Here is a 24,988-nt window from a genome sequence, read left to right as displayed (position 1 = left end):
ATGGCCGCCCTTTCCGCCACCGTGTCCCGCCGTCTCGTGCTGCGCGCGGGTGCCGCCATCGCCGCCGCTGCCGCCGCACCGCGCGTCGCATTGGCGCAGAACGAGCCTGACGTGACCGCGATCATCCTGTCGGACCTGCACTCGCCCTATAAACGCCTGCCGCAACTGGTGGCGGCCGTGCGCAACCGCGCCGCCGAAGCGGGCGGCAAGGTGATCATCGTCATCAATGGCGACATGTTCGAACGCGGCAATGTGGTGGCGCTGCGCAGCCGCGTCGCGCCGGACCTGCTGGCGCTCGACAAGCTCAGCCAGATCGCGCCGGTCTTCTTCAACATCGGCAATCACGAGACGGCCGTTCTCGAAGACATGGCCATCTTCACGCGCGAGGCAACGGCGCGCGGCGTGCATGTGATGAGCAACATCATCGACGCGCGCACCGGCGAACTGCTGGCGCCGGCGGCCCTTTCGATCGGCGTGCGCGACAAGCGCGTGGCGCTCGCGGGGCTTGCGACCGACAACATCTTCACCTACCGGACGCCGATCCGCCCGACGCTGACCATCCCGCAACCGGTCGCTTGGGCGGAAAGCCTGATGGGCGGGCTGACGCGCGAAACCGATGCGGCGATCGTTCTCAGCCATGCCGGCGTCGCCGCCGACAAGGCGATGCTCGCCTCCCTTCCCGAGCGCACGCTGCTGATCGGCGGGCACGATCATCTGGATTTCACCCATGCGGAGCCGGGCCTTGCCTATGTGCATCCGGGCTCGTGGGGGAACGGGTTCACCATCGGCTCCATGACCTTCAATGCCCAAGGCGGCGCGGACACGACCTTCGAAGGCGTTGCGGTTGCCGCCGATGACGATCCGGACAGCGACATCGGCAATGCGGTGGTCACCGCCATGAACGAACATCTGACCGACGAGGACCGCGCCATCGTGGGCTCTGTCTCCGAAACGCTCGACCTGCCCAATGCCATCCTGTTCGCGACCGAGGCGGTACGCGAGGCGACCGGCGCGGACATTGCCTTTCTCGGCCACACCACGTTCGGCACGGGGCTCGAGGCAGGCGAGATCAGCCGCTACGATTTCAACGCCTATGTCCGGTTCGACGGCGATCTTCGCACCGTGAACATCGGCGGCGAACGGCTGGCGGCGATCATGGAACGGGCCAACCAGCACACGGCGACCGCGCTCGACCAGCGCACGGGCGATTTCGTCCACGCCGCCGAACTCGATATCGACCCGACCGCCACCTACACCGTCGCCGTCAATGGCTGGACCGCGATCAACCAGACCGCCTATCTGGGCACGGACGATCTGGAATTCGCCGAAGTGCCGGACCTGCGGCTCAAACAGGTCGTCGCCGACGCTCTGGCGGCCAATGGTGGGTGACCTTTTCACCTCATCCTGAGGTGTGAGGCAATCATCGCCCTCGCCCTTCGAGGCTCGCTACGCTCGCACCTCAGGATGAGGGCGATGATTGCCGAGCCTCGAAAGGCATGGCGAAAAGGTCAACTCTTTAGAAAATCCTCCACCGCCGACTCGGCCTGATCGAGCGTCAGCAGCGTGCGGCGGGCCCAGTTCGGGTCCTGGTCCGGGAAATCGGTGCGGAAATGCCCGCCCCGGCTCTCGGTCCGGTTGAGCGCCGATATGGCGATCAGTTTGGCGGTCGTCAGCACGTTGGCGAACCGCGTGTCATCTTCGGTCTCGTCTTCCAGCGCAACGATGGCACGCAGCGCCTGGCGCATGCCGGCCGCATCGCGCAAAACGCCCAGATGGGCGCTCATGATGGCGCGCAGCCTTGTCATGCCCGCATGATCGCCTTCGGTGATCGCATCAGGCGCATCGACGGACCTGTCAGCCCAGTCATCTGGTGCCGGATCGCCGCCGTCGGCCTTCAAGGCATCGGCGACGCGCGCGGCGAACACCACCGCCTCCAGAAGCGAATTGGAGGCAAGCCTGTTGGCGCCATGGGCGCCGGTCGAGCTGCACTCGCCGCACGCCCAAAAGCCGGGCAGCGACGTGCGGCCGTCCTCGTCGGTCCAGATGCCGCCCATGAAATAGTGTGCTGCCGGCGTCACCGGGATCAGGTCGGTCGCCGGATCGATGCCCGCGTCGGCGCAATAACCGTGAACGGTCGGGAACTCGCCGGCAAAGTCGTGGATCGCCGTGCGGCAATCGAGAAACGCGCCGCGGCCCGCCTGCACTTCGGCGAAGATGCCGCGCGCCACCTCGTCGCGCGGCGCCAGCTCGGCGTCCGGGTGCAGCGGCACCATGAAACGTTCGCCCGCGCCGTTGACCAGCGTCGCGCCATGGCCGCGCAGCGCCTCGGTCGCCAGCGGTGCGGGGTCCTTGTCGACATCGATTGCGGTGGGGTGGAACTGCACGAACTCCATGTCGGCCATGCGGGCGCCGGCGCGCGCGGCCATGCCGATGCCGCCGCCGCGCGCCTCTGTCGGGTTGGTCGTCACCGCGTAGAGATGGCCAACGCCGCCGGTCGCCATGATGACATCGGATGCGCGGAGGGTTTCGCGTTCGCCCTGCCCCGCCTCGCCGCGCGCGATCACGCCGGTGACGCGGCCAGCATCGGTGACCAGTTCTTCGGCCACATAGCCTTCGAGAACGCGCACATGGGCCGCCTTGCGGATCGCCTCGACCAGCGCCTGCATGATGGCGCGGCCGGCCATGTCGCCCTTGACGCGCACGATGCGCGAATGGCTGTGCGCCGCTTCGCGGCTGACGGCGAGCTGGCCTTCCAGATCGCGGTCGAACGGCACGCCGAATTCCAGAAGATCGTGCACGCGGTCCGACGCTTCCGCCGCCATGCCGGCGATGATCGCCTCGTCAACGATGCCGTCGCCGGCGGCGATGGTATCGTTGACATGGCTTTCGATCGTGTCGCCCGGCGAGACGGCGGCGGCAATGCCCGCCTGCGCCCAGGCCGACGATGCGCCGCGGCCGATCGGCGCGGCGGCAAGGATGGTGACCGGACGCGGCGCCAGTTTCAGCGCGCAGAACAGCCCGGCCAGACCGCCGCCGATGATGAGGATGGGGGCGGTCATGCGCCGGTTGTCCCGAACTCATCGGCCTTTTGGCTCGCTTCCCCCCACCCTGTATCCCTCCCCTCCAGGGGGAGGGAGAGCGTCGGCACGGCGCTCGGCGGCGGTGTTAGAGCTTGGCTCGGGCTGCGGGGAAAGAGACCGTGAGTTGATGTCGTCCTTCCCCCTGGAGGGGAGGGATACAGGGTGGAGGGAAGGCGTATGCCGCGCCGAATGCTTGCAGAAAAAATCAATTCTTCAGGTTCACCATGCGCTCCACCGCCCGCCTCGCCCGAGCGGCGATGGCGGGATCGACCGTCACCTCCTCCTTCATCTCGCACAGAGCATCGAGGATCTTGGGCAGCGTGATGCGCTTCATGTGCGGGCACAGATTGCACGGCTTGACGAATTCGACCTCGGGAACCTCGGACTGGATGTTGGACGCCATCGAGCATTCGGTGACCAGCAGCACCTTGGGCGGACGCTGGTCGCGCACATAGTTGATCATGCCGGCGGTCGAGCCCGTATAGTCGGCCATCTCGACGACATCGACCGGGCATTCGGGATGGGCGATGATCTCGATCTCCGGATCGGCATCCTTATAGGCCTGCAGTTCCTCGGCGGTGAACCGCTCATGGACCTCGCAATGGCCCTTCCAGGTCAGGATCTTCACATCGGTCTGGGCGGCGACATTCTGGGCGAGATATTCGTCGGGAATACACAGAACCGTGTCGGCGCCGAAACTCTCGACCACCTGCACGGCGTTGGACGAGGTGCAGCAAATGTCCGTCTCGGCCTTCACCTCGGCGGACGTGTTCACATAGGTGACGACCGGAACGCCCGGATAGCGTTCGCGCAGAAGGCGCACATCGGCGCCGGTGATCGATTCCGACAGGGAGCAGCCGGCCTTCATGTCCGGGATCAGCACCGTCTTGTCCGGGTTCAGCAGCTTGGACGTCTCGGCCATGAAATGGACGCCGCACTGGACGATGATCTCGGCATCGACCTGGGTGGCTTCCTTGGCGAGTTGCAGGCTGTCCCCGACAATGTCGGCGACGCAATGGAAGATCTCCGGCGTCTGGTAATTGTGCGCCAGGATCGCCGCGTTGCGCTCTTTCTTCAGCCGGTTGATCGCCGCCACATAGGGCGCATAGACCGGCCATTCGATCTTCGGGATGTGATGGGCGACGCGCTCGTAAAGATGCGCCGTCTCGCGCTCGATTTCGGCGTTCCATTCAAGCGGCGGGCGGGCGATGACGCCGAAACGCTCGGCGGCGCCGTTTCCCGAATGTGCCGGCTTGGGGGTTTCGGCCTCCGCTCGCATGGGAGCCTCCCGATAAGAAAAGACATGCCCTTCATGTGGGCGCCGCGCGGTTCTAGGACAACATGCACCGTCAACGCAATTGGACATCCGGAACGGGCGGTTGACATTCATCGAAATATCATGAATTTTCGATATATGGACAAGCATCGATCGATCGAGGCGCTCGCGGCCCTGGCTCATGAAACCCGGCTCGACGTCTTCCGCCTGCTCGTCAAGCAGGGCGCGGACGGTATGGCCGCTGGCGACATCGGCGACCGTCTGGCCGTCAGGCAGAACACGATGAGCGCCAATCTGGCCGTTCTGAGCCGCGCGGGGCTGGTGCGATCGAAGCGCGACGGCCGCTCGGTCACCTATTTTGCCGACTTTGACGGCATGCGCGGCCTTCTGGGGTTCCTGATGGAGGATTGTTGCGGCGGCAACCCGCAGCTGTGCCAACCGCTGCTCGATGAAATCGCTTGTGCCTGCTGAGGACACGCCATGACCGACAAGACCTTCAATGTCCTGTTCCTGTGCACCGGCAACTCCGCCCGGTCGATCATCGCCGAGGCCATCATGAACCGGGTCGGCCAAGGCCGGTTCAAGGGGTTTTCGGCCGGTTCCCAACCCAAGGGCGAGGTTCACCCCTACACGCTCGATCTCCTCAAGACGCTGAATTACAACACCGATTTCGCGCGCTCGAAGAACTGGGAAGAGTTCGCCGAGCCAGGCGCGCCGCAGATGGATTTCGTCTTCACCGTGTGTGATTCGGCGGCCGCGGAGACCTGCCCGGTCTGGCCCGGCCAGCCGATGAGCGCCCATTGGGGCGTGCCGGACCCGGCGGCTGCCGAAGGTACCGACGCCGAAAGGCATTTTGCCTTCTCCGACACTTATCGGATGCTGGAAGGCCGTATCTCGGTCTTCACCAGCCTGCCGATCGCCGGCCTCGACCGGCTGGCGCTGCAGAAGCGATTGGACGATATCGGCAAGGCCTGACGAAAGCCCATCATGACCAAAGACCATGGCGCCCCCTGGCGCGACGATCCTTCCATGCCGAATCTCGACGACGGCGAACTCGGCGAGATCGATTTCCACGCGATCCACAATATGGCGCCATCGCTGCACAGGCCGCGTGTGCTGATGTTGTACGGATCGCTGCGTGAGCGGTCATTTTCGCGCTTTTTGACCTATGAAGCGGCCCGGATTCTGGACCGGTTGGGCGCCGAGGTGCGCGTGTTTGACCCGTCCGGCCTGCCGCTGGTCGACGATGTTTCCGCCGATCACCCCAAGGTCGAGGAGTTGCGGCAACTGTCGCTGTGGTCGGAGGCGCACGTGTGGTGCTCGCCCGAGCGGCACGGCGCGATGAGCGGCGTTATGAAGACGCAGATCGACTGGCTGCCGCTGTCGCCGATCGGCGGCATCAGGCCGACGCAGGGTCGCACACTGGCCGTCATGCAGGTCTGCGGCGGATCGCAGAGCTTCAACGCGGTCAACCAGATGCGGATCCTGGGCCGCTGGATGCGGATGATCACGATCCCCAACCAGTCCTCGGTCGCAAAAGCCTGGCAGGAATTCGACGACGACGGGCGCATGAAGCCGTCAGCCTTCTACAATCGTGTCGTCGACGTGATGGAGGAGTTGGTGAAGTTCACGCTTCTGACGCGCGACCGCTCCGCCTATCTGACCGATCGCTATTCGGAGCGCGTCGAAAGCGTCGAGCAGGTGCACAAGCGCGTCAGCCTGCCGAAGATCTGACGTCTTGGCGGCGCAGCTTCACTGCCGGTCGCCGCGCACCGAGATGACGACCGCGCCGGCGACGATCAGCGTGGCGCCGATCACGGTTGCAGTGGCCAGACCCTGGCCGAACAGGGCGAAGTCATAGGCCGCCGCGAACACCAGCGTGAGGTAGAACAGCGGGACGGCGAAGCTGGCATCGGTCCGGCGGAGCGCCTGGATGAAGAGCGCCTGGGCGCTGACCATCGCGATGCCCAACATGGCGAGGAGCAGCCATTGCTGCGCAGAGACGCCGGTCCAGACCGCCGCCGCAGCCGTGCCGGCGATCATCGTGCCGATCAGATTGTTGATGATCAGGATGCGCAGCGGCGGTTCGGTGTCGCTGAGCCGCTTGATGAAGACGGCTTCGGCGCCCATCAGCAAGGCCGCGCCAAGCGCCAGAAGGGCCGCCAAGTGAAAGGCGTCCGTGCCGGGCCTGAGCAGCACGATCGCGCCGCACACGGAAATCGCCGCCGCCGTCCAGCGCCAGCGGCCGATCCGCTCGCCAAGAAAGGCGATGGCCAGGCCCATTGTGACGAGCGGGCTGAGAAAGCTGATCGCGGTGGCGTCGGCAAGCGGGATGCGCGCGGCGGCAGCGAACATCAGCGTCACGCCTGCCCAGCCGCAAACCGACCTGCCGACATGGAGCGACCATCGCGCGCCGGCGAAATCCGGCCGGAGCCAGAGCGCGAAAAACGACAGCGTGATCAGCGCGAAGGCGAATCGGCCGGCGCTGATCTGCAGCGGGTGCAACGCTTCGCCGCCGGCCCCCAATCCGAGCGCCTTGGCGATCAGCGTGGTGGCGGCAATCAGGGCACTTGCTGCGACCATGGCACCCAGCGCGACCATCCGGCCGCGGCGCGGGTCGGTGTTTGCGCGAGCGGAAGCGGGCGGCGGCTCCGCCCGGTCTGTACTGGCCGGGTTACCCATGTCAGCGTTCGGCGAACGCCAGACGCAGGCCGAGGGCGGCAAAGGCGGCGGCAAACGAGCGCTTCATCCAGCGCATGACGGCCGGACGGTTCACCACCTGATCGCGTGCCAGCGCCGCGAACGCGCCATAGCCGACAAAGACGATAAAGGTCAGCGCCATGAAGACGAGCGCCAGGCCGAGCATCAGAAGCGTCGGATGGGTCGCCGTCGCCGGCACGAATTGCGGCAGGAAGGCGAGAAAGAACAGCGACAGCTTCGGATTGAGCACGTTCAGCGCGATGCCGCTGGTGACGATCTTGCGCGGCGCCAGGCGCCGGCGCTCTTCGCCCACGTCCAGCGCGCCGCCCGAACGCAGGATCGTCCACGCCATGTAGAACAGGTAGATCACGCCGAGATATTTTATCGCCTGAAACGCCAGCGCGCTGGCGTGCAGGATGGCCGCGAGACCGACGATCGACGCCATGATGTGCGGCACGATGCCGAGCGTGCATCCGATGGCGGCGAAGACGGAGGCGCGGGCGCCCTGCCCCAGCCCGATGGCCAGCGTGTAAAGGACACCGGTTCCGGGCAGCAGGACGACGATGATCGAGGTGATGAGAAATTCGGCGGTCATGGCGGCACACTATGTCGGTTCGGCCGGCATCGCCAGCCTTTCGGTTCAGCAGGACTTCACTGACGCGACAGAAAAATTGGTTTGGATTGCAATCTGGCCGAGCGTACTGTTCGAGCCGTTTCGGGAGATCGATCCATGTCAGCACAAGCCACGACGGACACACGCTCGGACTATCCCTGGCTGATCATCGCGAGCGGCTGTCTGATCGCCGCGCTGACGTTCGGCCCGCGTTCGGCGATGGGTTTCTTCCAGATCCCGATGCTCGCCGACACCGGCTGGACGCGCACCGATTTTGGCCTTGCCATGGCGATCCAGAACCTGATGTGGGGGCTCGGCCAGCCCTTCTTCGGCGCCATCGCCGACCGGTTCGGCACATGGCGCGTGCTCGCCCTCTCCGGCCTGATGTATGCGACCGGCCTGTTCCTGATGGCAACGCCCGATTCGCTCTGGTACCTGCATATGGGCGGCGGCGTACTCGTCGGCATGGGCATCGCGGCGGGCTCGTTCGGCATCGTTCTGGCGGCGTTCGCCCGTAACGTCACCGCCGAGCAGCGCTCTTTCGCCTTCGGCATGGGCACGGCCGCGGGCTCGGCGGGCATGTTCCTGTTTGCGCCGATCAGCCAGACGCTGATCGATGCGTTCGGCTGGCAGGATTCGCTGCTGATCATGTCAGCACTGATGCTGCTCGTTCCGGTGCTCGCCATTCCGCTGCGCGGCAATTCCGCTTCGGGCCGGACAAGCCAAGCCGAGATCGACCAGTCGATCGGCGCGGCGCTGCGCGAGGCGTTCGGCCATTCGAGCTATCTGCTTCTGACCGCCGGCTTCTTCGTCTGCGGCTTTCAGGTCGCTTTCATCACCGCGCATTTTCCCGCCTATATCGCCGACATCGGCATCGATGCGCGCTATGCGGTGATCGGCATCGCCGCCATCGGCTTTTTCAACATCATCGGCTCGCTGGCCTCGGGCATCATCGGCCAGAAGTACTCCAAACCGATCTTCCTGGCGCTGATCTATATCGCCCGGTCGATCGCCGTGACCGCATTCCTGCTGTTGCCGCAAACGGGCACGTCGGTGGTCGTCTTCTCGGTGATCATGGGCCTTTTGTGGCTGTCGACCGTGCCGCCGACCAACGCGCTGGTGGCGATCATGTTCGGCACGAAATATCTCGGCATGCTCGGCGGCATCGTCTTCCTGTCGCACCAGGTCGGCTCGTTCCTGGGCGTCTGGATGGGCGGCTACCTGTTCGAGCGGTTCGGCTCCTACGACCCGGTCTGGTGGCTGGGCGTCGCGCTCGGCCTGTTCGCGGCCATCGTCCACTGGCCGATCAAGGAAAGTGCGGTGGATCGCCCGCTGGCCCAACCCGCCGAGTGATCAGGCCGCTTCGGCCAGTGCCTTGCGTGCGGCACGAATGAACCCCGTGCGGCTTTCCGGCGGCGCGATGCCGCGCGCGGCCCAGATGTCGCGGTCCAGAAAATAGCCGGTCATGCGGAACGCATCGTCCAGATCCCCGGGCGGGCATTGGCGCCCTTCCCGCGCGGTCAGGAACGATGGCAGCGGCAGCATCTTCTCCGCCCATGGCGCGCCGGTCTGCCGGTTTACCGCCTGGCCGCTTTTCGGCGAGACATAGGCCAGATCGTGGGTCGCGCCCGATCCGGCGCAACGGTCGAGCGTCAGCCCGAAGCCGAGTTCCTCGAGCAGCCGCAGTTCGAACCGCACCATCAGCGGGCCGGCGAGCGCAGGTTCGGTCAGATGGTCGGCGAGAACGCAGGTCGCCTCATAGAGCCCGCCATGGGGATCGCGTTCGGGCAGCAGCCGCAAATGGGCGCCCAGAAGCTGGATGCCGGCAATCGCGCAGGCGCTTTCCATCAGGCGTGCCGCATGCAGCGCCAAAGGCTCGATCGCATAGGTGCCCAGATGCTCGTCGAGCCGGGCGCGCCAGACCGCCTCCACCCGGTTTCCCGGCTGCAGCACCGGCTGGCTCTTGCGCGAGCGCCCGCCCCGGACAAGGCCGAGATGGCGGCCGTGGTCGCGCGTCATCAGTTCGACGATCAGGCTGGTCTCGCCATGCCTGCGCGTACCGATGATGATGCCCTCGTCGCGCCATTCCATGGGCCGACAATGCGTCGTTAGTCGTGAAAGTCCAGTCCCATCTCGCGATAGCGTTCGGGATCGTCGCCCCAGCGCTCGCGCACCTTGACGAACAGGAACAAATGCACCGGCTGGCCGATCAGCTCGGCGATTTCCTTTCGCGCGGCCATCGAGATCGCCTTGATGGTCTCGCCGCCCTTTCCCAGCACGATCTTCTTCTGGCTGTCGCGCTCGACATAGACGACTTGCTCGATGCGAACCGAGCCGTCCTTGCGGTCTTCCCATTTCTCGGTCTCGACGGTCGATGCGTAGGGCAGTTCCTGATGCAGCCGCTCATAGAGCTTTTCACGGGTGATCTCGGCGGCGAGCATGCGCATCGGCAGGTCCGAAAGCTGGTCCTCGGGGTAGAGCCAGGGTCCTTCCGGCATCGCTTCGGCCAGTGCGGCGAGCAGGTCGGCGCAGCCCGAACCGTTCAGCGCGGAGATCATGAAGGTCTGGTCGAAGCCGGCACGCTCGTTGAGCGTTTCCGTCAGTTCCAGCAGCTTGGGCGGATCGATCGTGTCGACCTTGTTGAGGATCAGCCATTTGGGCGTCTTCACATCGGGCAACGTTGCAAGAATCGCCTCTTCGTCCTCGCGGATGCCCTTGCGCGCATCGATCAGGACGAGCGCCAGATCGGCATCGTGCGCGCCGGACCAGGCCGCGCGGACCATAGCGCGGTCGAGTCGGCGTTTGGGCGCGAAGATGCCGGGCGTATCGACGAAGACGATCTGGCTTGCGCCCTCGATCGCAACGCCGCGTACCGGCGCGCGCGTCGTCTGCACCTTGCGCGACACGATCGACACCTTGGCGCCGACAAGCCGGTTGACGAGCGTCGATTTGCCGGCATTGGGCGCGCCGATCAGGGCGACGAAACCGGCGCTTGTGTCCTTCGGCATGCCGGTGATCTGATCTTGCTCGCTCATGACGCCTGCCCCCCGTTCTCGGCCGGCCAGATCCCCTCGCGGACGAGCATGGCGGTCGCCGCACTTTGTTCGGCCTGGCGCTTGGAAGGGCCACTCGCGCGTTCCGGCGGCAGGGTGGCGACGCGAACCTCGACACTGAACGACGGCGCGTGGTCGGGGCCAGTCCGTTCGAGAACGCGGTATTGCGGGGTTTCGGCAAACGCCTTGTGGGCCCATTCCTGCAGTTCGGTCTTGGCATCGCGCCTGGCCGCCATGACATGGCGCGCGCGCTGCGCCCAGCAGCGCTGCACGAAAGCACGCGCCGCATCGAGCCCGCCATCGAGGTAGATGGTGGCGATCAGCGATTCGACGACGTCGGCGCGGACGCTTTTGAGCCGCGCCGAACCCACATTGCCCATGTCGGCTCCGGTGCGGATCAGCGGTGTCAGGGCCAGTTCGTCGGCGACCGAGGCGAGCGTATCGGCATTGACCAGCGCGTTCAGACGCACCGACAGTTCGCCCTCGTCGGCGTCGTCGAACTCGCCAAACAGCATTTCGGCGACGCAAAGGCCGAGCACGCGGTCGCCAAGGAATTCGAGCCGCTCATAGTCGCGGCCGGTGCGCCCGCGGGCACTCGAATGGGTCAGCGCCCGGTCAAGACGCTCCAGATCGGCAAAATCATGACCGGTCACCGTCCGCAGATGCGCCAGCGCCTCGGCCGAAACCGGCGCTGCAGACGCGCGCATCGCCCCGCTCATCGCGCCGCCGATGCGAAGAAGCGGTCGAGCCGCAATTCCGCCGGCCAGCGCCAGACTTCCAGCGGCGAGGCGCCGCCGGCGATCGAGAAGAAGATGATGTTGGCCCGGCCGACGAGGTTTTCCGCCGGCACGAAACCGACATTGAAACGGCTGTCGGCGGAGTTGTCTCGGTTGTCGCCCAGCACGAAATAGTGTCCCTCGGGAACGACGAATTCGCGCGTATCGTCGCCGACCGTGCCCTCGGTGACGTCAAGCGTGCGGTAGCTGACGCCGTTTGGCAGCGTCTCGCGATAGACCCGCACCGGCCGCTGCTGTTCGGTGATGTCGACATCGTCGATGGTGCCGATCGCCTCGCGCTCGACGGGCTCGCCATTGAGGAACAGTGCGCCGTCGCGCATCTGCACCGTGTCGCCCGGCAGGCCGATCACCCGCTTGATATAGTCGAGGCGCGGATTGGAGGGCAGCTTGAAGACCGCGACATCGCCACGCTCGGGTTCGCCTTCCCAAATGCGGCCCTCGAACAGATCCGGTCCAAACGGCAGCGAATAGCGCGAATAGCCATAGGCGAACTTGGAGACGAACAGATAATCGCCCTCCAACAGGGTCGGGCGCATCGATCCGGAGGGGATGGAAAAGGGCTGGAACAGGATCGTGCGGATGATCAGGGCGAGGATCAGCGCCTGCACGATCACCGAAACCACCTCGCCGATGCCGCCGGATTTCTTCTCGGTCTTTTCTGCCACGGTCATGGTCCTGCTCTTGATGATCGGTGTGCGCCGGACGGCGACAAACGGATTTTGCGGGTCTTAGCGTTTCGCGCGTGGCGCGGCAATCACGATGGCACTCCGCCCGGCAGCCGCACGGCCTCGATGACGACGAATGCCTGCGCCAGCGGATAATCGTCGGTTATCGTCAGATGTATGGCTGCTTCATGGCCTTGCGGCAGCAGCATTCGGAGCTGCGCATGCGCGCCGTTGGTCAGCTGCATCGTCGGCTTGCCGCTGGGCAGGTTCACCACGCCCATGTCCCGCCAGTAGACGCCGCGCGCAATGCCGGTGCCGAGCGCCTTGGCGCAGGCTTCCTTGGCGGCGAAGCGCTTGGCATAGGAGGCGGCCCGCATTCGCCGGCGCTCCGATCGCTGGCGCTCGATATCGGTGAAGACGCGGGCAATGAAGCGCTCGCCATGGCGCTCGAGCGTCCTTTCGACGCGACGAATGTCGATCAGATCGCTGCCAAGCCCGATGATCATGAATGGACTTGCTCGCCGGCGCGGGCATTGGTGGCCTCGCATTGCGATTGCGCGGCGGCCAGCGCTTCCTGCCGGGCGATCGCCTTTTGCGCCTTGCGTGCGGCACGGCGGGTCTGGAACGCCGTCAGGCCGAAGCGGGTCAAGAGATAGAAAACAAGACCGGCGACGAGGCCGAGCGGAATGCCGCCGACCAGCATCGGCTTGATGAAGGGCTGCCAGAGGGCGGCAAAGCCCTCTGCGGCAAAAGCCGCGCCGAACTCCTTGCCGTCGGCGCCGTTGGCGTCGATGCCGAGCATCCAGCGGCCGAGCCCAAGCGTCGATGCCCAGATCATCGGAAAGGTGAGCGGATTGCCGACGGCCGTGCCGAAGGCGGCGGCGATCATCGAGCCGCGCACCAGAAACGCGATGAGGAAGGACAGGATGAAATGAAAGCCCATCAACGGCGTGAAGGAGGCGAAGGCGCCCGCCGCAACACCGGCGGCAATCGCATGGGGCGTGGCGCGAATGCGCAGCACCCGCTTGGCGAAGTAACGGGTCGAGCGGGCATAGTTGCGCCGCGGCAGCACCGAGACGCGCAGGCGCGTCAATCGATCTTCTTGCTGGCGGCGTTTGAACAGCATTGCTGGTTTCCGTCATTCATGTGCGGCGCCATGCGCCTTGCGACATGATAGGCCCGAACCGGTTACGAAACGGGCAATTTAATCAGATACGCCCGCAAGCCGGTCGCTTCAAGCGTGACGGCAAAAGGAGCCGAAGCGGCGGACGATCAAAGCGACCGGCTGCCCGGCTTGACGGTGGGCAGTGCGGCCAGTTCGGGCGGCAGCGCATCGGCCGGGTAGGCAGGCACCTCATATTCGGCCAGCGCGATCAGCGGCACGCCGATGTCGGCCTTGCCCGCCGACCGGTCGATCAGGCAGGCAGCCGCAACCACCTCGGCGCCGAGCGCCCTCATGCAGTCCACCGTCTCGCGGATGGACAGGCCGGTGGTCACAATGTCCTCGATGATCACCACGCGGGCGCCCTTTTCGACTTCGAAACGGCGCAGGCGGAATTTTCCATCCTCGCGCTCGACCCAGATGGCCGGCGCCCCCAGATGGCGCGCGGTCTCATAGGCCGGGATCAGCCCGCCGATTGCCGGCCCGACGCAATAGTCGACCGGCTCGCCGACGGCGTCACGCACGCGTTCGGCCAGCGCCCTGCACAGCATCTCGGTCTTGTCGGGATGCATGAAGACGCGGGCCTTCTGGAGGAAAACCGGGCTATGAAGGCCCGACGTCAGGATGAAATGGCCTTCCAGCACCGCCCCGGCGGACTTGAAGATGGACAGGACTTCGTCGGTGTTCATGTGCTCTTTTGATTCCCGCTTGCCGCCGCTGGCCCTTCTACCCGTTTACCCGGTCGGCGGTCGAGACCGCTTCGGACTCGCGCAACTGGCCCAGAAGGCGGGTCAGGTGGCGGATGTCCCACACCTCCAGATCGAAGATCATCTCGGTGAAATCCGGTGCCGTGCGCACCATGGCAAGCGTGTGGATGTTGGCGTCGTTCCGGGCAATGACCTGGGCGATCTCGGCCAGCGAGCCGGGCGCGTTGATCGCGGTGACGATGATCTGCGCCGGAAACCGGGTCCGGTTGGCTTCGTCAATGTCCCAGCGGACATCGACCCAGCGGTCCGGCTGGTCGTCATAGGCGGCAAGCGCCGGCGACTGGATGGGATAGATGGTGATGCCCTTGCCGGGTGTGGCGATGCCAACGATACGGTCGCCGGGCACCGCGCCCTCGGGCGAAAAGCGCACCGGAAGATCGCCGGCGGCACCACGGATCGGCAGCGTCCGGTCCGGCTCGCGGGGCTCGGCATCGCTTCTGGCGCCGGCGGCGGGCGCTTCGCCGTCGGGGAACCGGAACATCATCCCGGATGCGTCGGTGAGATTGAACCAGCCCTCGCCAAGAAGTTCGGCGCTCGCCGGCGCCGACAGCTTCTCTTCCTGAAAGTCGGGGAACACGGCCTTGATGACGTGGGCGGATGCCAGTTCGCCGCGGCCGACGGCGGCCAGAACATCCTCGACATCGGTGTGGGCCAGCCGGCCCAGGCCATCGTTGAGAATGTCGCGCGAGAACGGCCGGCCGGCGCGCTCGAACGCCCGTTCGAGAATGCGGTGGCCAAGGCCCGAATATTGCTTGCGCACCGCGGCGCGGGTCGCCCGCCGGATCGCCGCGCGCGCCTTGCCTGTCTTGACCATCGCTTCCCAGGCTGCGGGCGGCGAAGCCGAGCCGGAGCGGATGATCTCCACTTCGTCGCCATTTTGCAGTCGCGTGACCAGCGGCATGATGCGGCCGTTGATCTTGGCGCCGACGCAGCTGTCGCCGACATCGGTGTGTACCGCATAGGCAAAGTCGACGGGAATCGCCCCGCGCGGCAGCGCGATCAGGCGGCCTTTCGGCGTGAAGCAGAAGACCTGGTCCTGGAACAGTTCGAGCTTGGTGTGTTCGAGGAACTGCTCGGGGTGGTCACCCTCCGACAGCGATTCGATCGTACGGCGCAGCCAGGCATAGGCGTTTGTGTCCTTGAAGGCCGCCGCACCGCCGCCCTTCCCGTTGGGCTTGCCCTCGCCGCCCGACGCAGCGCCCTGATCCTTGTAGATCGCATGGGCCGCGACGCCATACTCGGCCACCTCGTGCATGTGCCAGGTGCGGATCTGAAGTTCGACGCGCTGGTTGGACGGGCCGACGATGGTGGTGTGGATCGACCGGTAATCGTTCTGCTTGGGGGTGGAGATGTAGTCCTTGAAGCGGCCGGGCACCATTTTCCATTCGCGGTGCACCACCCCGAGCGCCCGGTAGCACTCATCGACCGAGCCGACGATGATGCGGAAGCCGAAAATGTCCGAGAGCTGCTCGAAGGACAGGCCCTTGCTCTCCATCTTCTTGAAGACGGACCAGGCCTTCTTGCGACGGCTTGCGACATCGGCATGGATACCGTTGTCGGCGAGAAGGCCGCGCAGCGTTGCGGTGATCTCGTCGAGCATGCCCGCATGGCGGTTGGCGATCTGCGCCAGCCGGTCGGAGACGGTGCCATAGGCTTCGGGATTTATGTGCTTGAAGGCCAGTTCCTCAAGCTCGTCGCGCATGTCCTGCATGCCCATGCGGCCGGCCAGCGGCGCATAGATATCCATCGTCTCCTCGGCGATGCGCGCCCGCTTGTCTTCGCGCATGAAGTCGAGCGTGCGCATATTGTGCAGCCGGTCGGCGAGCTTGACCAGAAGGACGCGCACATCTTCGGAGATGGCGAGCAGCAGCTTGCGCAGGTTTTCCGCCTGGGCAGCCTTCTTTGAAACCAGATCGAGCCGCTTGAGCTTTGTCAGCCCCTCGACGAGGCGCGCCGTGTCCTCGCCGAACAGTTCCTCGATCTCGACCTTGGTGGCCGAAGTGTCCTCGATCGTGTCGTGCAGGAGAGCGACGGCGATGGTCGATTCGTCCATGTGCATGTCGGTCAGGATCGCGGCGACTTCCAGCGGATGCGAGAAATAGGGGTCGCCCGAGGCGCGCGTCTGCCCGCCATGCTTCTTCATGGCGTAGACATAGGCCTTGTTCAGAAGGGCCTCGTTGACCTGCGGCTTGTAGCGCTGAACGCGCTCGACAAGCTCATATTGCCGCATCATCGGCCGGCGACCTCACGGAAAAAAGCGCGCAGACGACATCGTCCACGCGCTCAATATAGGCATTCAAACGGCTGCCGCGAAAGGCGGCATCGCCGGTAATCAATCGTCGGACTTTTCCGGCGGGACAAGACCCTCGATGCCGGCCAGAAGCTCTTCTTCGCTCATCGCGCCGCCGCCGAAGGTGATCTGTTCGGGCGCATCCGGCGCATCGGCCGTTTCGGCCACATCGGCAATTTCGGCTTCCGGCTCGTCCACCTCGACATGCTTTTGCAGCGAATGGATCAAGTCTTCTTCGAGATCGCCGGGCGACAGCGTCTGGTCGGCGATTTCGCGCAGCGCGACGACGGGGTTCTTGTCATTGTCGCGGTCGACCGTGATCGGCGCGCCCTGAGAGACCTGCCGCGCGCGGTGAGCGGCAAGAAGGACGAGGTCGAAACGGTTGTCTACTTTGTCGATGCAATCTTCGACGGTCACGCGGGCCATGGGCGTTCCTTCGCGGTATTTGCGGGCATGGAGGAGTTGGCTGGGATATACACCGCGTCCCGATGCAAGGCAAGCACGGCAACGGCCACAACAATGCGGCGAAAACCCGGCCTTCCAAACGGCATGCCGACCCGAATTCGGGATTCCCGGCGTTGAATTGACGTAGCGTCATCACAACATCTTGATTTCGCCCCACGCGCGTGAAAAACCGCGGACATACTGTCAGCGATTTGAGAAGGAACGACCATGTTCGACCAACGCGAGAAGATCGCCCTGTTCATCGATGGCGCCAACCTTTACGCGGCCGCCAAGGCACTTGGCTTTGACATCGACTACCGCAAGATGCTCGAACACTTCCAGAAGCGCGGCTACCTGATGCGCGCCTATTACTACACCGCCCTGATCGAGGATCAGGAATATTCATCGATCCGGCCGCTGATCGACTGGCTCGATTATAATGGCTACAAGGTGATCACTAAGCCGGCCAAGGAGTTCACCGATTCCAGCGGACGCCGCAAGATCAAGGGCAACATGGATATCGAACTGACCATCGATGCGATGGAACTGTCGCGCTCGATCGACCATGCGGTGCTGTTTTCGGGCGATGGCGACTTCCGCGTTCTGGTCGACGCGCTGCAGCGCAATGGCTGCAAGGTGTCGGTGGTCTCGACCATGGCCTCGCCGCAGCCGATGATCGCCGACGATTTGCGCCGCAATGCCGACCATTTCATCGATCTGAAGACGCTCGAAGCGGAGATCGGCCGCGCGCCATCCGAGCGGTCCGCCCCCCGCCAGCCGGCCGGCCAGGACGATGATTACGAGCATGAGGACGATTGACCGGGCCTCTGGTGGTGACGGCGCCGCCGGCGGTCGACCCGCCCCATGACTGCGTGCTGTGTCCGCGCCTTTCCGGCCACATCGCCGCCTGGCGGACAAAGGAGCCCGACTGGCACAACGGCCCGGTGCCCACCTGGCTGCCGCCGCAAGGCGAAAACGCCGTCCGCCTCCTCATCGTCGGGCTTGCGCCGGGCGCGCGCGGCGCCAACCGGACCGGCCGGCCCTTCACCGGGGATGCGTCGGGAGAGGCCCTGTTCGCCGGCCTTGATCGGCACGGTCTGGCGCGCGGGCACAGGCCGGGTTCCGCCGGCGAGGGTGTCGATCTGATCGGCACCGCGATCACCAACGCCGTGCGCTGCGTGCCGCCGGAAAACCGGCCGGTGGCCGCCGAGATCAATGCTTGCCGCGCCTATCTGGAGCCGACGCTTGCGCGTTTCGCCAAGCTGCAAGCCGTTCTGACGCTCGGCAAGATCGCCCATGACGCTTGCATCCGCGCCTTGGGCGGCAGGGTTTCGGCGCACCCGTTCGGCCATGGCGCGCAAACCGCACTCAATGGTCTGACCATCGTCTCGAGCTATCATTGCTCGCGCTACAACATGAACACGGGCCGGCTGACCGAGGCGATGTTCGACGCGGTGATCGCCGACGTTGCGGGCATGGTTCAGGGCCGCTGAGCGGACAGCCAGTCGATCACGTCGGCAGCGTTCCGGTCGGGCGGGAAGACGGGATAGAGGACGTTTTCGATCACCCCTTCCCTTGCGATGATCGCCATGCGCTTGAGCAGCACCATGCCTTCGACCTCGAAGACCGGCAGGTCCAGCGCATCGCGCAAGGCGCCCGCCGCGTCGCTCAAAAGGTCGAACGGCAGGTGCAACCGGTCTTTCGCCTCGCGCTGATAATCGGTGTTCTGGGCCGAGATGCCGAACAGATGATCGACGCCGAGCGCCTGAAGGTCCGAAAAGTGATCGCGGAACGCGCACGATTGCGGCGTGCAGCCGCGCGCGCCCGCAATCCCGTCCCAGCCGTCCGGCAGAGCCACGCCAGGCCGTCCCGTCATGGGATAGAGATAGAGCACGGCCGTGCCGTTGAGCGCTGCAAGATCGACGCGATCGCCGGCCGTCGAGGCAAGGCGGATATCGGGCAGCCGCATTCCGGCCAGATGGCCCGCCGCGCCATCGTCCTCGGGAACCGGCAGTCCATCGGGCAGCACATTGGGATCTTTTACCATCGCCTACCCCTTCTCCCGCAGCAATCTTGCCTTTTCGCGGTTCCAGTCGCGCTTCTTTTCGGTCTCGCGCTTGTCGTGTAGCTTCTTGCCGCGCGCGACGGCCAGTTCCAGCTTGGCGCGGCCGCGATCGTTGAAATAGAGCCTGAGCGGCACGATCGTCATGCCCTCGCGGTCGGTGGCATTGACCATCCTGGCGATCTCGCGCTTGTTCAGCAGCAGCTTTCGCCGGCGGCGCGGATCGTGGTTGAAGCGGTTCGCCTCCAGATATTCGGGAATGTGGCTGTTGATCAGCCACATCTCGCCGTCTTCGAAGCTGGCATAGCTTTCGGCAATGTTCGCCTCGCCATTGCGCAGCGACTTGACCTCGGTGCCGCGCAGCATCAGGCCCGCCTCGACCACGTCCTGGATTTCGTAGTTGAAGCGCGCCTTGCGGTTTTCCGCCACGAGCTTGCGGGCGGTGTTTTCTTTCTTGGTTACGGCCATGATTGCGAGTTGGGCGGAAGCCCGGCTCAGTTCAAGAGGCCGGCATGGCGCATGGCGTCGTCGATCAACGCCGCGCTGGCGGCCTCGACCGGCACCATGGGCGAACGCAGCGCATTGTGCATGCGGCCAAGCTTGGACAGCGCGTATTTGGCGCCGGACACGCCGGCCTCGACGAACAGCGCCTTGTGAAGCGGCATCAAACGGTCCTGATAGTCCAGTGCGGCGGCATAGTCGCCCGCCAGCATTGCCTCCTGGAATTCGGCGCACAGGCGCGGCGCCACATTGGCGGTGACCGAGATGCAGCCGACGCCGCCCTGGGCGTTGAAGCCGAGCGCCGTCGCATCCTCGCCGGAAAGCTGGATGAAGTCGGTGCCGCACGCCATGCGCTGCTCCGAAACCCGGTCGAGCTTTGCCGTGGCATCCTTGACGCCCCAGATGTTGGGGAAATCGGCGGCCAGTTGCGCCATGGTCCGCGGCGTCATGTCGATCACCGAGCGCGGCGGGATGTTGTAGATGATGATCGGGACATCGACCGCCTGTGCGATGGCGGCGAAGTGCTGATAAAGGCCGCGCTGGTTGGGCTTGTTGTAGTAGGGGGTCACGCAGAGGACCGCGTCCGCCCCGGCCTGCTCGGCATGCTGGGCGAAATCGACCGCCTCGACCGTGTTGTTGGACCCCGCGCCTGCGATCACGGCGGCCCGGCCGGCAGCCTGCTCGGTGCAGATCTCGACCACGCGCTTGTGCTCATCATGGCTCAGCGTCGGCGATTCGCCGGTCGTGCCGACCGGGACCAAGCCCTTCGTTCCCTCCTCTATCTGCCAGTCGACCAGCGCGCGAAACGCCGCTTCGTCGAGGGCGCCGGTGGCGTCGAAGGGCGTCACAAGCGCGGTCATCGAGCCGCGCAGGCGGCTGCGTTCGATCATGGGCCGGTCGGTCATGGCCACATCTCCAAACATTCATGGTCGCGGGCACAAACAAAAGCCGCGCGACGGCGTGTCGCGCAGCGGGCCCGCTTCAGGTTGGGCCGCACCATAAGGCCCGGGCGAGCGACGGGCAAGCAGTCCTTGCCATGTTACAGGCGATCAACTTTTACGCCCCGTTAACCATCAGTTTACCGCACGGGGCGAGCCTCGTCGCAATGCTGCCACGACCTCCGGCAACAAGGGCGCGATGGAACTGAACCACAAACTGATGGCCGGTTTGGCGAGCCTGGGCATTGTCACGCTTGCCGGTTTCGGCGCGCTGACGCTGGTCGGCACCCAGCCGACCCGATTGGCCGAACAGGCATCGGTGTCGGGCGGCATCGATCCGATCGTCACCGCCAGCGTTCCCGCCGCCGACAATGCCGAGCACAATGCGCAGATCGCGCGTCTCGGAGAAGCGCTGACCGCGATCAGCGAGGGCCGCATTGCGGATGCCAAATCCCTGCGCGACGCGATGCTGGCCGGTTCCGTCGATCGCGATCTGGTCGACTGGACCCTGGCCGCATCGGGCGACCGTGCCGTTGGCGCCGGCCCGATCGCCAAGGCCATGCGCGGGCTCGACGACTGGCCCGGCCAGGAGCTTCTGGCGCGCAACCATGAGCGGGCGCTGGCGCGCGGGTGGCTGGGCAACATCAAGCTGCGCACCGCATTCGATGCCAGGCCGCCCGAGACGTTCGAGGCCGCCTATGCGCTGGCCAAGGGTCATCTGCGGACCGGCGGCGAGACGAAGGCGCGCGATCTGATCGTCCCCTATTGGCGGACCATGGTGCTGTCTTCGTCGATCGAGCGCGAGGTTGTGGACCTGTTCGACGGTGTGCTGACGCAGGCCGATCACCGCGCGCGCTATGTCGCCATGATGGTGCGTGAGCGCATTCGCGCCGGCGCGCGCGTCGCCGACGCCGCCGGCATGGACAGGCTGCACGAGGCCTGGGCGGCGGTGATCCGCGAGGCGCCGGGCGCCGAGGCGCTGATCGCGGATGTGCCCGACGCGTTGCTGGACACGGAAGCCGGCCTTTACATGCGCATCGAGCATCTGCGCCGCACCAACAGGATGGAGGAAGCCGGAGAGCTCTTGGCCGAGGTTCCGTCCGATCCCGATGCGCTGACCAATCCCGATGCCTGGTGGAACGAGCGGCGCATCGTGTCGCGCTCTCTGCGCGAGGCCGGCGCCGTCGAGCAGGCCTATGAAATCGTCTCGGAGCACCGCGGCGGCAGCCCGGCAACGCAGGTCGATGCCGCCTTCCATGCGGGCTGGTATGCGCTGCGCGGGCTGAACGATCCGGCGCGCGCCAGACCGCATTTCGAGCGGATCGAACGGATCGCGCAAGGCGCGGCATCGCGCGCGCGCGGCGCCTACTGGCTCGGCCGGACTGCCGGCGCGGCGGGCGACGAGGATATGGCCCGCGCCCATTTCGAGCGCGCGGCGCTTTATCCGACCAGCTTCTACGGCCAGCTTGCCGCGCAGGCGCTCGGTCATGAAAGGCTCGCCATCGGTCCGATACCGGCCAGCGAAGAGGCACAGCGCGACCTCTCCGCATCGCGGGTGCTGCTGGCGATCGAGCGCCAGACCGAAACCGGCCAGACGCGCTTCCTGCAAACGCTCTATACGGGTCTGGCCGAGCGGTTCGACACGCCGGCGCATTATGCGGCGCTCGCCCGCCATGCCGCCGAGCAGGGCCATCACGCGATCGGTCTGAGGATCGCCAAGCGCGGCCAGTGGAACGGGCACGATCTGGGCCTGGCCACCCATCCCGCCGACGCCATTCCCTCCGACGGTTTTCTGTCCGCTTCCGACCGGGCGCTGGTCTATGCGGTCGCCCGCCAGGAGAGCGAGTTCAACACGAACGCGGTTTCGCGCGCCAATGCGCGCGGCCTTCTGCAGTTGCTGCCCTCGACCGCGCGCGACGTGGCCGGGCGCATGGACCTCGCCTACAACGCCGCGCGGCTGACCGCCGATCCGGCCTTCAACGCGCTTTTAGGCACGCAGTATCTGGACGAGCAGCGCGACCGGTTCAGCGGTTCGCATGTTCTGACCTTCATCGCCTACAATGCAGGCTCGGGCCGCGCGCGCGAATGGATCGGCCGCTTCGGCGATCCGCGCGGGCTGCCGCTGGCAGAAACGATCGACTGGATCGAACAGATCCCCTTCCCGGAAACACGCCTCTACGTGCAGAAGGTCATGGCCAACATGACGGTCTACAAGGCGCGCTTCGACCTGCCGCTGACGATCGCGCATGATCTGACGACGACCGCGGGCTGACCAAGGGCACCCGGAGTTCAGGCGACGGGTTTCGCGGCCGCACAAAACCGGCTACAGACGCGCGAGCAGTTCCGTTGTCCAGACGATCGTTCCGGTGCCTTTCACTCCGCCTCCATTCGACCCCGGCGAGAGCCTTTACTTCTCCGCACGCGACGGATTGCCCATCCATGTGCGCGCCGTCGGGCCGAAGGACAACGGCCTTGCGCCGGTCGTCTGTCTGCCCGGCCTCAGCCGCAACAGCCGCGACTTCCTCGGCCTTGCGCATCATTTCGCCAACCATGCCAAAAACCCGCGCCGAGTCTACGCGTTCGACTTCCGCGGACGCGGCTTGTCGGGCCATGACAAGGACTGGCGCAACTACAATGTGCTGACCGAAGCCGACGACGTGGTTTCCGGCCTGACGGCACTGAACATCGAGCATGCGATCTTCGTCGGCACTTCACGCGGCGGGATCGTGACCATGCTGCTGACCGCCATGCGCCCGGGCGCCATCCGCGCCGCCATTCTTAACGATATCGGGCCGGTGATCGAGGGGGCCGGGCTGACGCAGATCCGGCTCTATCTGAAGAAGATGCCGCGCCCGCGCGATTGGACGGACGCGGTCGCCATCCAGAAGACGGTGATGGACAAATCGTTCACCGCCCTTGAGGACGCAGACTGGGCCTTCGAAGCCTTCGGCCGTTACCGGGAGATCGACGGCCAGATCCGACCCGATCACGATCCGGCGCTCGTGCGCACATTGACCGACATCGATCTGGGAGAACGTCTGCCGACCATGTGGCCGCAGTTTGCAGGGCTCAAACGGGTGCCGGTTCTGGTGCTGCGCGGCGAAAACTCATCGCTTCTGGCCGAAGAGACGGTGCGGACCATGCGGTCCATTCACCCGTCATTGACGGCGGCGGCGGTCAGGGGCCAGGGCCACGCGCCGATGCTGCATACACCCGGGGCGCTGGCGCCTGTCGAGGCCTTCGTCGGCAAGTTGAAATTCTGAGCAGACACCCGATCGCCTGCGTTCTGTGCGCCGGATGACGGCCGATTGCGCCCTGCGGCCGGGTCGATCCCCAAAACGAAAAACCCGGCAGTTGCCTGCCGGGTTTTCCTTCAACTGACGAATGTCAGGTGATCAGAACGAGCGCTGGAAGCGCAGCGTGCCGCCGAAGACGTCGTTGCCGGCGTTGTTGTTGTAGTAAACAACTTCCGGACGGACGATGAAGCCGTCGGTGATCTCGTAGTTGATGTTGGCAGCAACTGCCCACTCATCACCGATGCCGTTGCCTTCGGCCCACTGAACCTGGGTGTTGAAGGTTGCCTGGTCGGTGAAGTCGAACGAAGCACCACCGATGATCGACAGCGTTTCAGCCGTGACCGGGCCGTTGGCCCAAGTGGTGTAAGCCGAGGAGTTTTCACCGTACATGACCATCAAGAAGGCCGAGAACGGATCGAACGACACGTCACCACGGATCTTACCGGACCAACCGCCCTGACGCAGAAGGCCGAGCTGCGGGCTGACAACGTTGTTGCGCGTGTCGTAACCCAGAACACCGCGGATCTGGAAAGCACCGCTGTCGTAACCAGCACCGGCAACGATGTGCGGCACGTAGTCGTCAATGCCCCAACCGATGTGAGCGTCGTACACGCCACCGAACGTGTTGTCGGTGAAGTAGTTGCTGCTGCCCTGTTCGAGCGAGACACCAGCCGAGAACGCGCCACTGTTGAAGGTGTAGCTGATCAGGTTCGTGTCGAACGGACCATAACCGCCAGCGGTCGTATCGTTGATGACCGCGCCGCCGTAGCCGGTGAAGGTGGTGAAGAACGATTCGTCCTTACCGATGCGCAGGCCGGCCAGATCGATGTAGGCGAAGTTGATCGAGAACTCGCCTGCGTTCCGGTAGCCGTTCGGGCCAAGCGTCCAGTCCGGGTTGTTGCCGTTGACGACACGCTGGTTCTGAGCACCGTTGGTGTCATACTGCCAGCGGGTTTCGACGTAGGTCCGCAGCGGGCCGTACTCGGTGTCGGCCCAGGTCGAGACGCGGAACGAAGCGCGAGCGCGCGTGTTCCATGTGCCCTCACCGTCAGCAGCAGTCACCTGGTTCAGCTCACCAAAGCCCAGGTCGTAGCGGACATAGCCGTGGATGCGCAGGCAGGTTTCGGTGCCCGGGATGTAGAAGAAGCCGGTGCCGGCTGCATCGCAGACGCGGACATATTCGACAACTTCGGGCTCGGGGATGATGATGTCGGCTGCCTGTGCAGTCGACACGGCCATCATCGCCGCGGCCGAGCCAAGAAGAAGGCTCTTGATTTTCATAATTGACCTCCAGTCAACCACGAAAACCGCGCCGGTCCGGGAAGCCCGTCTTCACGCGTGGTT

At 65.2% G+C, this 24,988-nt stretch carries 26 protein-coding genes; 9 read left to right on the top strand and 17 right to left on the bottom strand.

Annotated elements, in window-relative coordinates; translation table 11 throughout:
* The gene (locus ACOQOU_RS15380; RefSeq protein ID WP_306024619.1) at positions 1-1,389 is read left to right on the top strand and encodes a metallophosphoesterase; all 1,389 of its coding nucleotides are present in this window, start codon (positions 1-3) and stop codon (positions 1,387-1,389) included.
* Between the two features lie 119 nt (positions 1,390-1,508).
* Here ACOQOU_RS15380 and ACOQOU_RS15375 read toward each other — a convergent pair whose 3' ends face one another.
* Together ACOQOU_RS15375 and nadA are read right to left on the bottom strand one after the other, a co-directional pair.
* Entirely contained in the window at positions 1,509-3,059 is a 1,551-nt protein-coding gene (locus ACOQOU_RS15375) for an L-aspartate oxidase (RefSeq protein ID WP_306024618.1), read from the bottom strand.
* Positions 3,060-3,285: 226 nt separating this feature from the next.
* Positions 3,286-4,359: a quinolinate synthase NadA gene (gene nadA, locus ACOQOU_RS15370; protein ID WP_306024617.1), complete on the bottom strand. Its 1,074-nt coding sequence runs from the start codon at positions 4,357-4,359 to the stop codon at positions 3,286-3,288.
* 135 nt (positions 4,360-4,494) lie between these two features.
* On the opposite strand from nadA, the gene ACOQOU_RS15365 reads away from it, so the two are divergent.
* Genes ACOQOU_RS15365 through arsH form a run of 3 tightly spaced genes read left to right on the top strand, consistent with a single transcriptional unit; the run spans position 4,495 to position 6,090 of the window.
* Positions 4,495-4,827: an ArsR/SmtB family transcription factor gene (locus ACOQOU_RS15365; RefSeq protein WP_306024616.1), complete on the top strand. Its 333-nt coding sequence runs from the start codon at positions 4,495-4,497 to the stop codon at positions 4,825-4,827.
* Between the two features lie 9 nt (positions 4,828-4,836).
* The gene (locus ACOQOU_RS15360) at positions 4,837-5,331 is read left to right on the top strand and encodes an arsenate reductase ArsC (protein WP_306024615.1); all 495 of its coding nucleotides are present in this window, start codon (positions 4,837-4,839) and stop codon (positions 5,329-5,331) included.
* A gap of 54 nt (positions 5,332-5,385) precedes the next feature.
* Positions 5,386-6,090, top strand: a complete 705-nt coding sequence (gene arsH / locus ACOQOU_RS15355; RefSeq protein WP_306024868.1) for an arsenical resistance protein ArsH — start codon at positions 5,386-5,388, stop codon at positions 6,088-6,090.
* Between the two features lie 18 nt (positions 6,091-6,108).
* Here the strand turns inward: arsH and ACOQOU_RS15350 are convergent, their stop codons facing one another.
* Together ACOQOU_RS15350 and ACOQOU_RS15345 are read right to left on the bottom strand one after the other, a co-directional pair.
* Positions 6,109-7,038 (bottom strand): DMT family transporter, encoded by a 930-nt coding sequence (locus tag ACOQOU_RS15350; RefSeq protein ID WP_375567130.1) that lies wholly within the window; start codon positions 7,036-7,038, stop codon positions 6,109-6,111.
* 1 nt (position 7,039) lies between these two features.
* Complete coding sequence (locus ACOQOU_RS15345; RefSeq protein ID WP_306024614.1) at positions 7,040-7,651, bottom strand: LysE family translocator; 612 nt, start codon at positions 7,649-7,651, stop codon at positions 7,040-7,042.
* 135 nt (positions 7,652-7,786) lie between these two features.
* On the opposite strand from ACOQOU_RS15345, the gene ACOQOU_RS15340 reads away from it, so the two are divergent.
* Positions 7,787-9,022 (top strand): MFS transporter, encoded by a 1,236-nt coding sequence (locus ACOQOU_RS15340; RefSeq protein WP_306024613.1) that lies wholly within the window; start codon positions 7,787-7,789, stop codon positions 9,020-9,022.
* Here ACOQOU_RS15340 and recO read toward each other — a convergent pair whose 3' ends face one another.
* From recO to rpoZ, 9 genes are all read right to left on the bottom strand, one after another.
* On the bottom strand, positions 9,023-9,760 hold the full coding sequence (recO, locus tag ACOQOU_RS15335) for a DNA repair protein RecO (RefSeq protein ID WP_306024612.1): 738 nt from the start codon (positions 9,758-9,760) through the stop codon (positions 9,023-9,025). It lies immediately after the preceding gene.
* A gap of 17 nt (positions 9,761-9,777) precedes the next feature.
* The gene (era, locus tag ACOQOU_RS15330) at positions 9,778-10,704 is read right to left on the bottom strand and encodes a GTPase Era (RefSeq protein WP_109765831.1); all 927 of its coding nucleotides are present in this window, start codon (positions 10,702-10,704) and stop codon (positions 9,778-9,780) included.
* Positions 10,701-11,429: a ribonuclease III gene (rnc, locus tag ACOQOU_RS15325; protein WP_109766128.1), complete on the bottom strand. Its 729-nt coding sequence runs from the start codon at positions 11,427-11,429 to the stop codon at positions 10,701-10,703. The genes era and rnc overlap by 4 nt, the downstream gene beginning before the upstream one ends.
* A gap of 8 nt (positions 11,430-11,437) precedes the next feature.
* The gene (lepB, locus tag ACOQOU_RS15320; protein ID WP_109765830.1) at positions 11,438-12,190 is read right to left on the bottom strand and encodes a signal peptidase I; all 753 of its coding nucleotides are present in this window, start codon (positions 12,188-12,190) and stop codon (positions 11,438-11,440) included.
* A gap of 83 nt (positions 12,191-12,273) precedes the next feature.
* Positions 12,274-12,690: a holo-ACP synthase gene (gene acpS / locus ACOQOU_RS15315; protein WP_306024611.1), complete on the bottom strand. Its 417-nt coding sequence runs from the start codon at positions 12,688-12,690 to the stop codon at positions 12,274-12,276.
* Positions 12,687-13,310 carry a DUF2062 domain-containing protein gene (locus ACOQOU_RS15310; protein ID WP_306024610.1) on the bottom strand — a complete coding sequence of 208 codons (624 nt, stop codon included), beginning with the start codon at positions 13,308-13,310 and terminating at the stop codon, positions 12,687-12,689. The genes acpS and ACOQOU_RS15310 overlap by 4 nt, the downstream gene beginning before the upstream one ends.
* Positions 13,311-13,456: 146 nt before the next feature.
* Complete coding sequence (pyrE, locus tag ACOQOU_RS15305; protein WP_306024609.1) at positions 13,457-14,035, bottom strand: orotate phosphoribosyltransferase; 579 nt, start codon at positions 14,033-14,035, stop codon at positions 13,457-13,459.
* A 37-nt stretch (positions 14,036-14,072) separates the two neighbouring features.
* Complete coding sequence (locus ACOQOU_RS15300) at positions 14,073-16,346, bottom strand: RelA/SpoT family protein (RefSeq protein ID WP_306024608.1); 2,274 nt, start codon at positions 16,344-16,346, stop codon at positions 14,073-14,075.
* Positions 16,347-16,445: 99 nt separating this feature from the next.
* Positions 16,446-16,829 (bottom strand): DNA-directed RNA polymerase subunit omega, encoded by a 384-nt coding sequence (gene rpoZ, locus ACOQOU_RS15295; protein WP_109765825.1) that lies wholly within the window; start codon positions 16,827-16,829, stop codon positions 16,446-16,448.
* A 246-nt stretch (positions 16,830-17,075) separates the two neighbouring features.
* Here rpoZ and ACOQOU_RS15290 point away from each other — a divergent pair, with 246 nt between their 5' ends.
* Entirely contained in the window at positions 17,076-17,666 is a 591-nt protein-coding gene (locus tag ACOQOU_RS15290; RefSeq protein WP_109765824.1) for an NYN domain-containing protein, read from the top strand.
* Positions 17,663-18,340, top strand: a complete 678-nt coding sequence (locus ACOQOU_RS15285; RefSeq protein ID WP_306024607.1) for a uracil-DNA glycosylase — start codon at positions 17,663-17,665, stop codon at positions 18,338-18,340. The genes ACOQOU_RS15290 and ACOQOU_RS15285 overlap by 4 nt, the downstream gene beginning before the upstream one ends.
* On the opposite strand, the gene ACOQOU_RS15280 is transcribed toward ACOQOU_RS15285, so the two are convergent.
* From ACOQOU_RS15280 to dapA, 3 genes are read right to left on the bottom strand one after another with little or no spacing between them, the layout of a single operon-like run.
* A complete protein-coding gene (locus tag ACOQOU_RS15280; protein WP_306024606.1) occupies positions 18,328-18,894 on the bottom strand; it encodes a peroxiredoxin in 567 nt (188 codons plus the stop codon). The genes ACOQOU_RS15285 and ACOQOU_RS15280 overlap by 13 nt on opposite strands.
* 3 nt (positions 18,895-18,897) lie before the next feature.
* Positions 18,898-19,377 carry an SsrA-binding protein SmpB gene (gene smpB / locus ACOQOU_RS15275; RefSeq protein WP_109765822.1) on the bottom strand — a complete coding sequence of 160 codons (480 nt, stop codon included), beginning with the start codon at positions 19,375-19,377 and terminating at the stop codon, positions 18,898-18,900.
* Positions 19,378-19,403: 26 nt separating this feature from the next.
* A complete protein-coding gene (gene dapA / locus ACOQOU_RS15270) occupies positions 19,404-20,315 on the bottom strand; it encodes a 4-hydroxy-tetrahydrodipicolinate synthase (RefSeq protein WP_306024605.1) in 912 nt (303 codons plus the stop codon).
* A 232-nt stretch (positions 20,316-20,547) separates the two neighbouring features.
* Between dapA and ACOQOU_RS15265 the strand changes: the two genes are divergently transcribed.
* Together ACOQOU_RS15265 and ACOQOU_RS15260 are read left to right on the top strand one after the other, a co-directional pair.
* Entirely contained in the window at positions 20,548-22,620 is a 2,073-nt protein-coding gene (locus ACOQOU_RS15265; RefSeq protein WP_306024604.1) for a lytic transglycosylase domain-containing protein, read from the top strand.
* A 94-nt stretch (positions 22,621-22,714) separates the two neighbouring features.
* Positions 22,715-23,611 carry an alpha/beta fold hydrolase gene (locus ACOQOU_RS15260; protein ID WP_306024603.1) on the top strand — a complete coding sequence of 299 codons (897 nt, stop codon included), beginning with the start codon at positions 22,715-22,717 and terminating at the stop codon, positions 23,609-23,611.
* A gap of 132 nt (positions 23,612-23,743) precedes the next feature.
* Here ACOQOU_RS15260 and ACOQOU_RS15255 read toward each other — a convergent pair whose 3' ends face one another.
* On the bottom strand, positions 23,744-24,925 hold the full coding sequence (locus tag ACOQOU_RS15255) for a porin (protein ID WP_306024602.1): 1,182 nt from the start codon (positions 24,923-24,925) through the stop codon (positions 23,744-23,746).
* Positions 24,926-24,988 lie beyond the last annotated feature (63 nt).

This window comes from Oceaniradius stylonematis (assembly GCF_965223445.1).
Classification (GTDB): Bacteria; Pseudomonadota; Alphaproteobacteria; order Rhizobiales; family Rhizobiaceae; genus Roseitalea; species Roseitalea stylonematis.
This window is presented reverse-complemented; position numbering and strand designations above follow the sequence as displayed.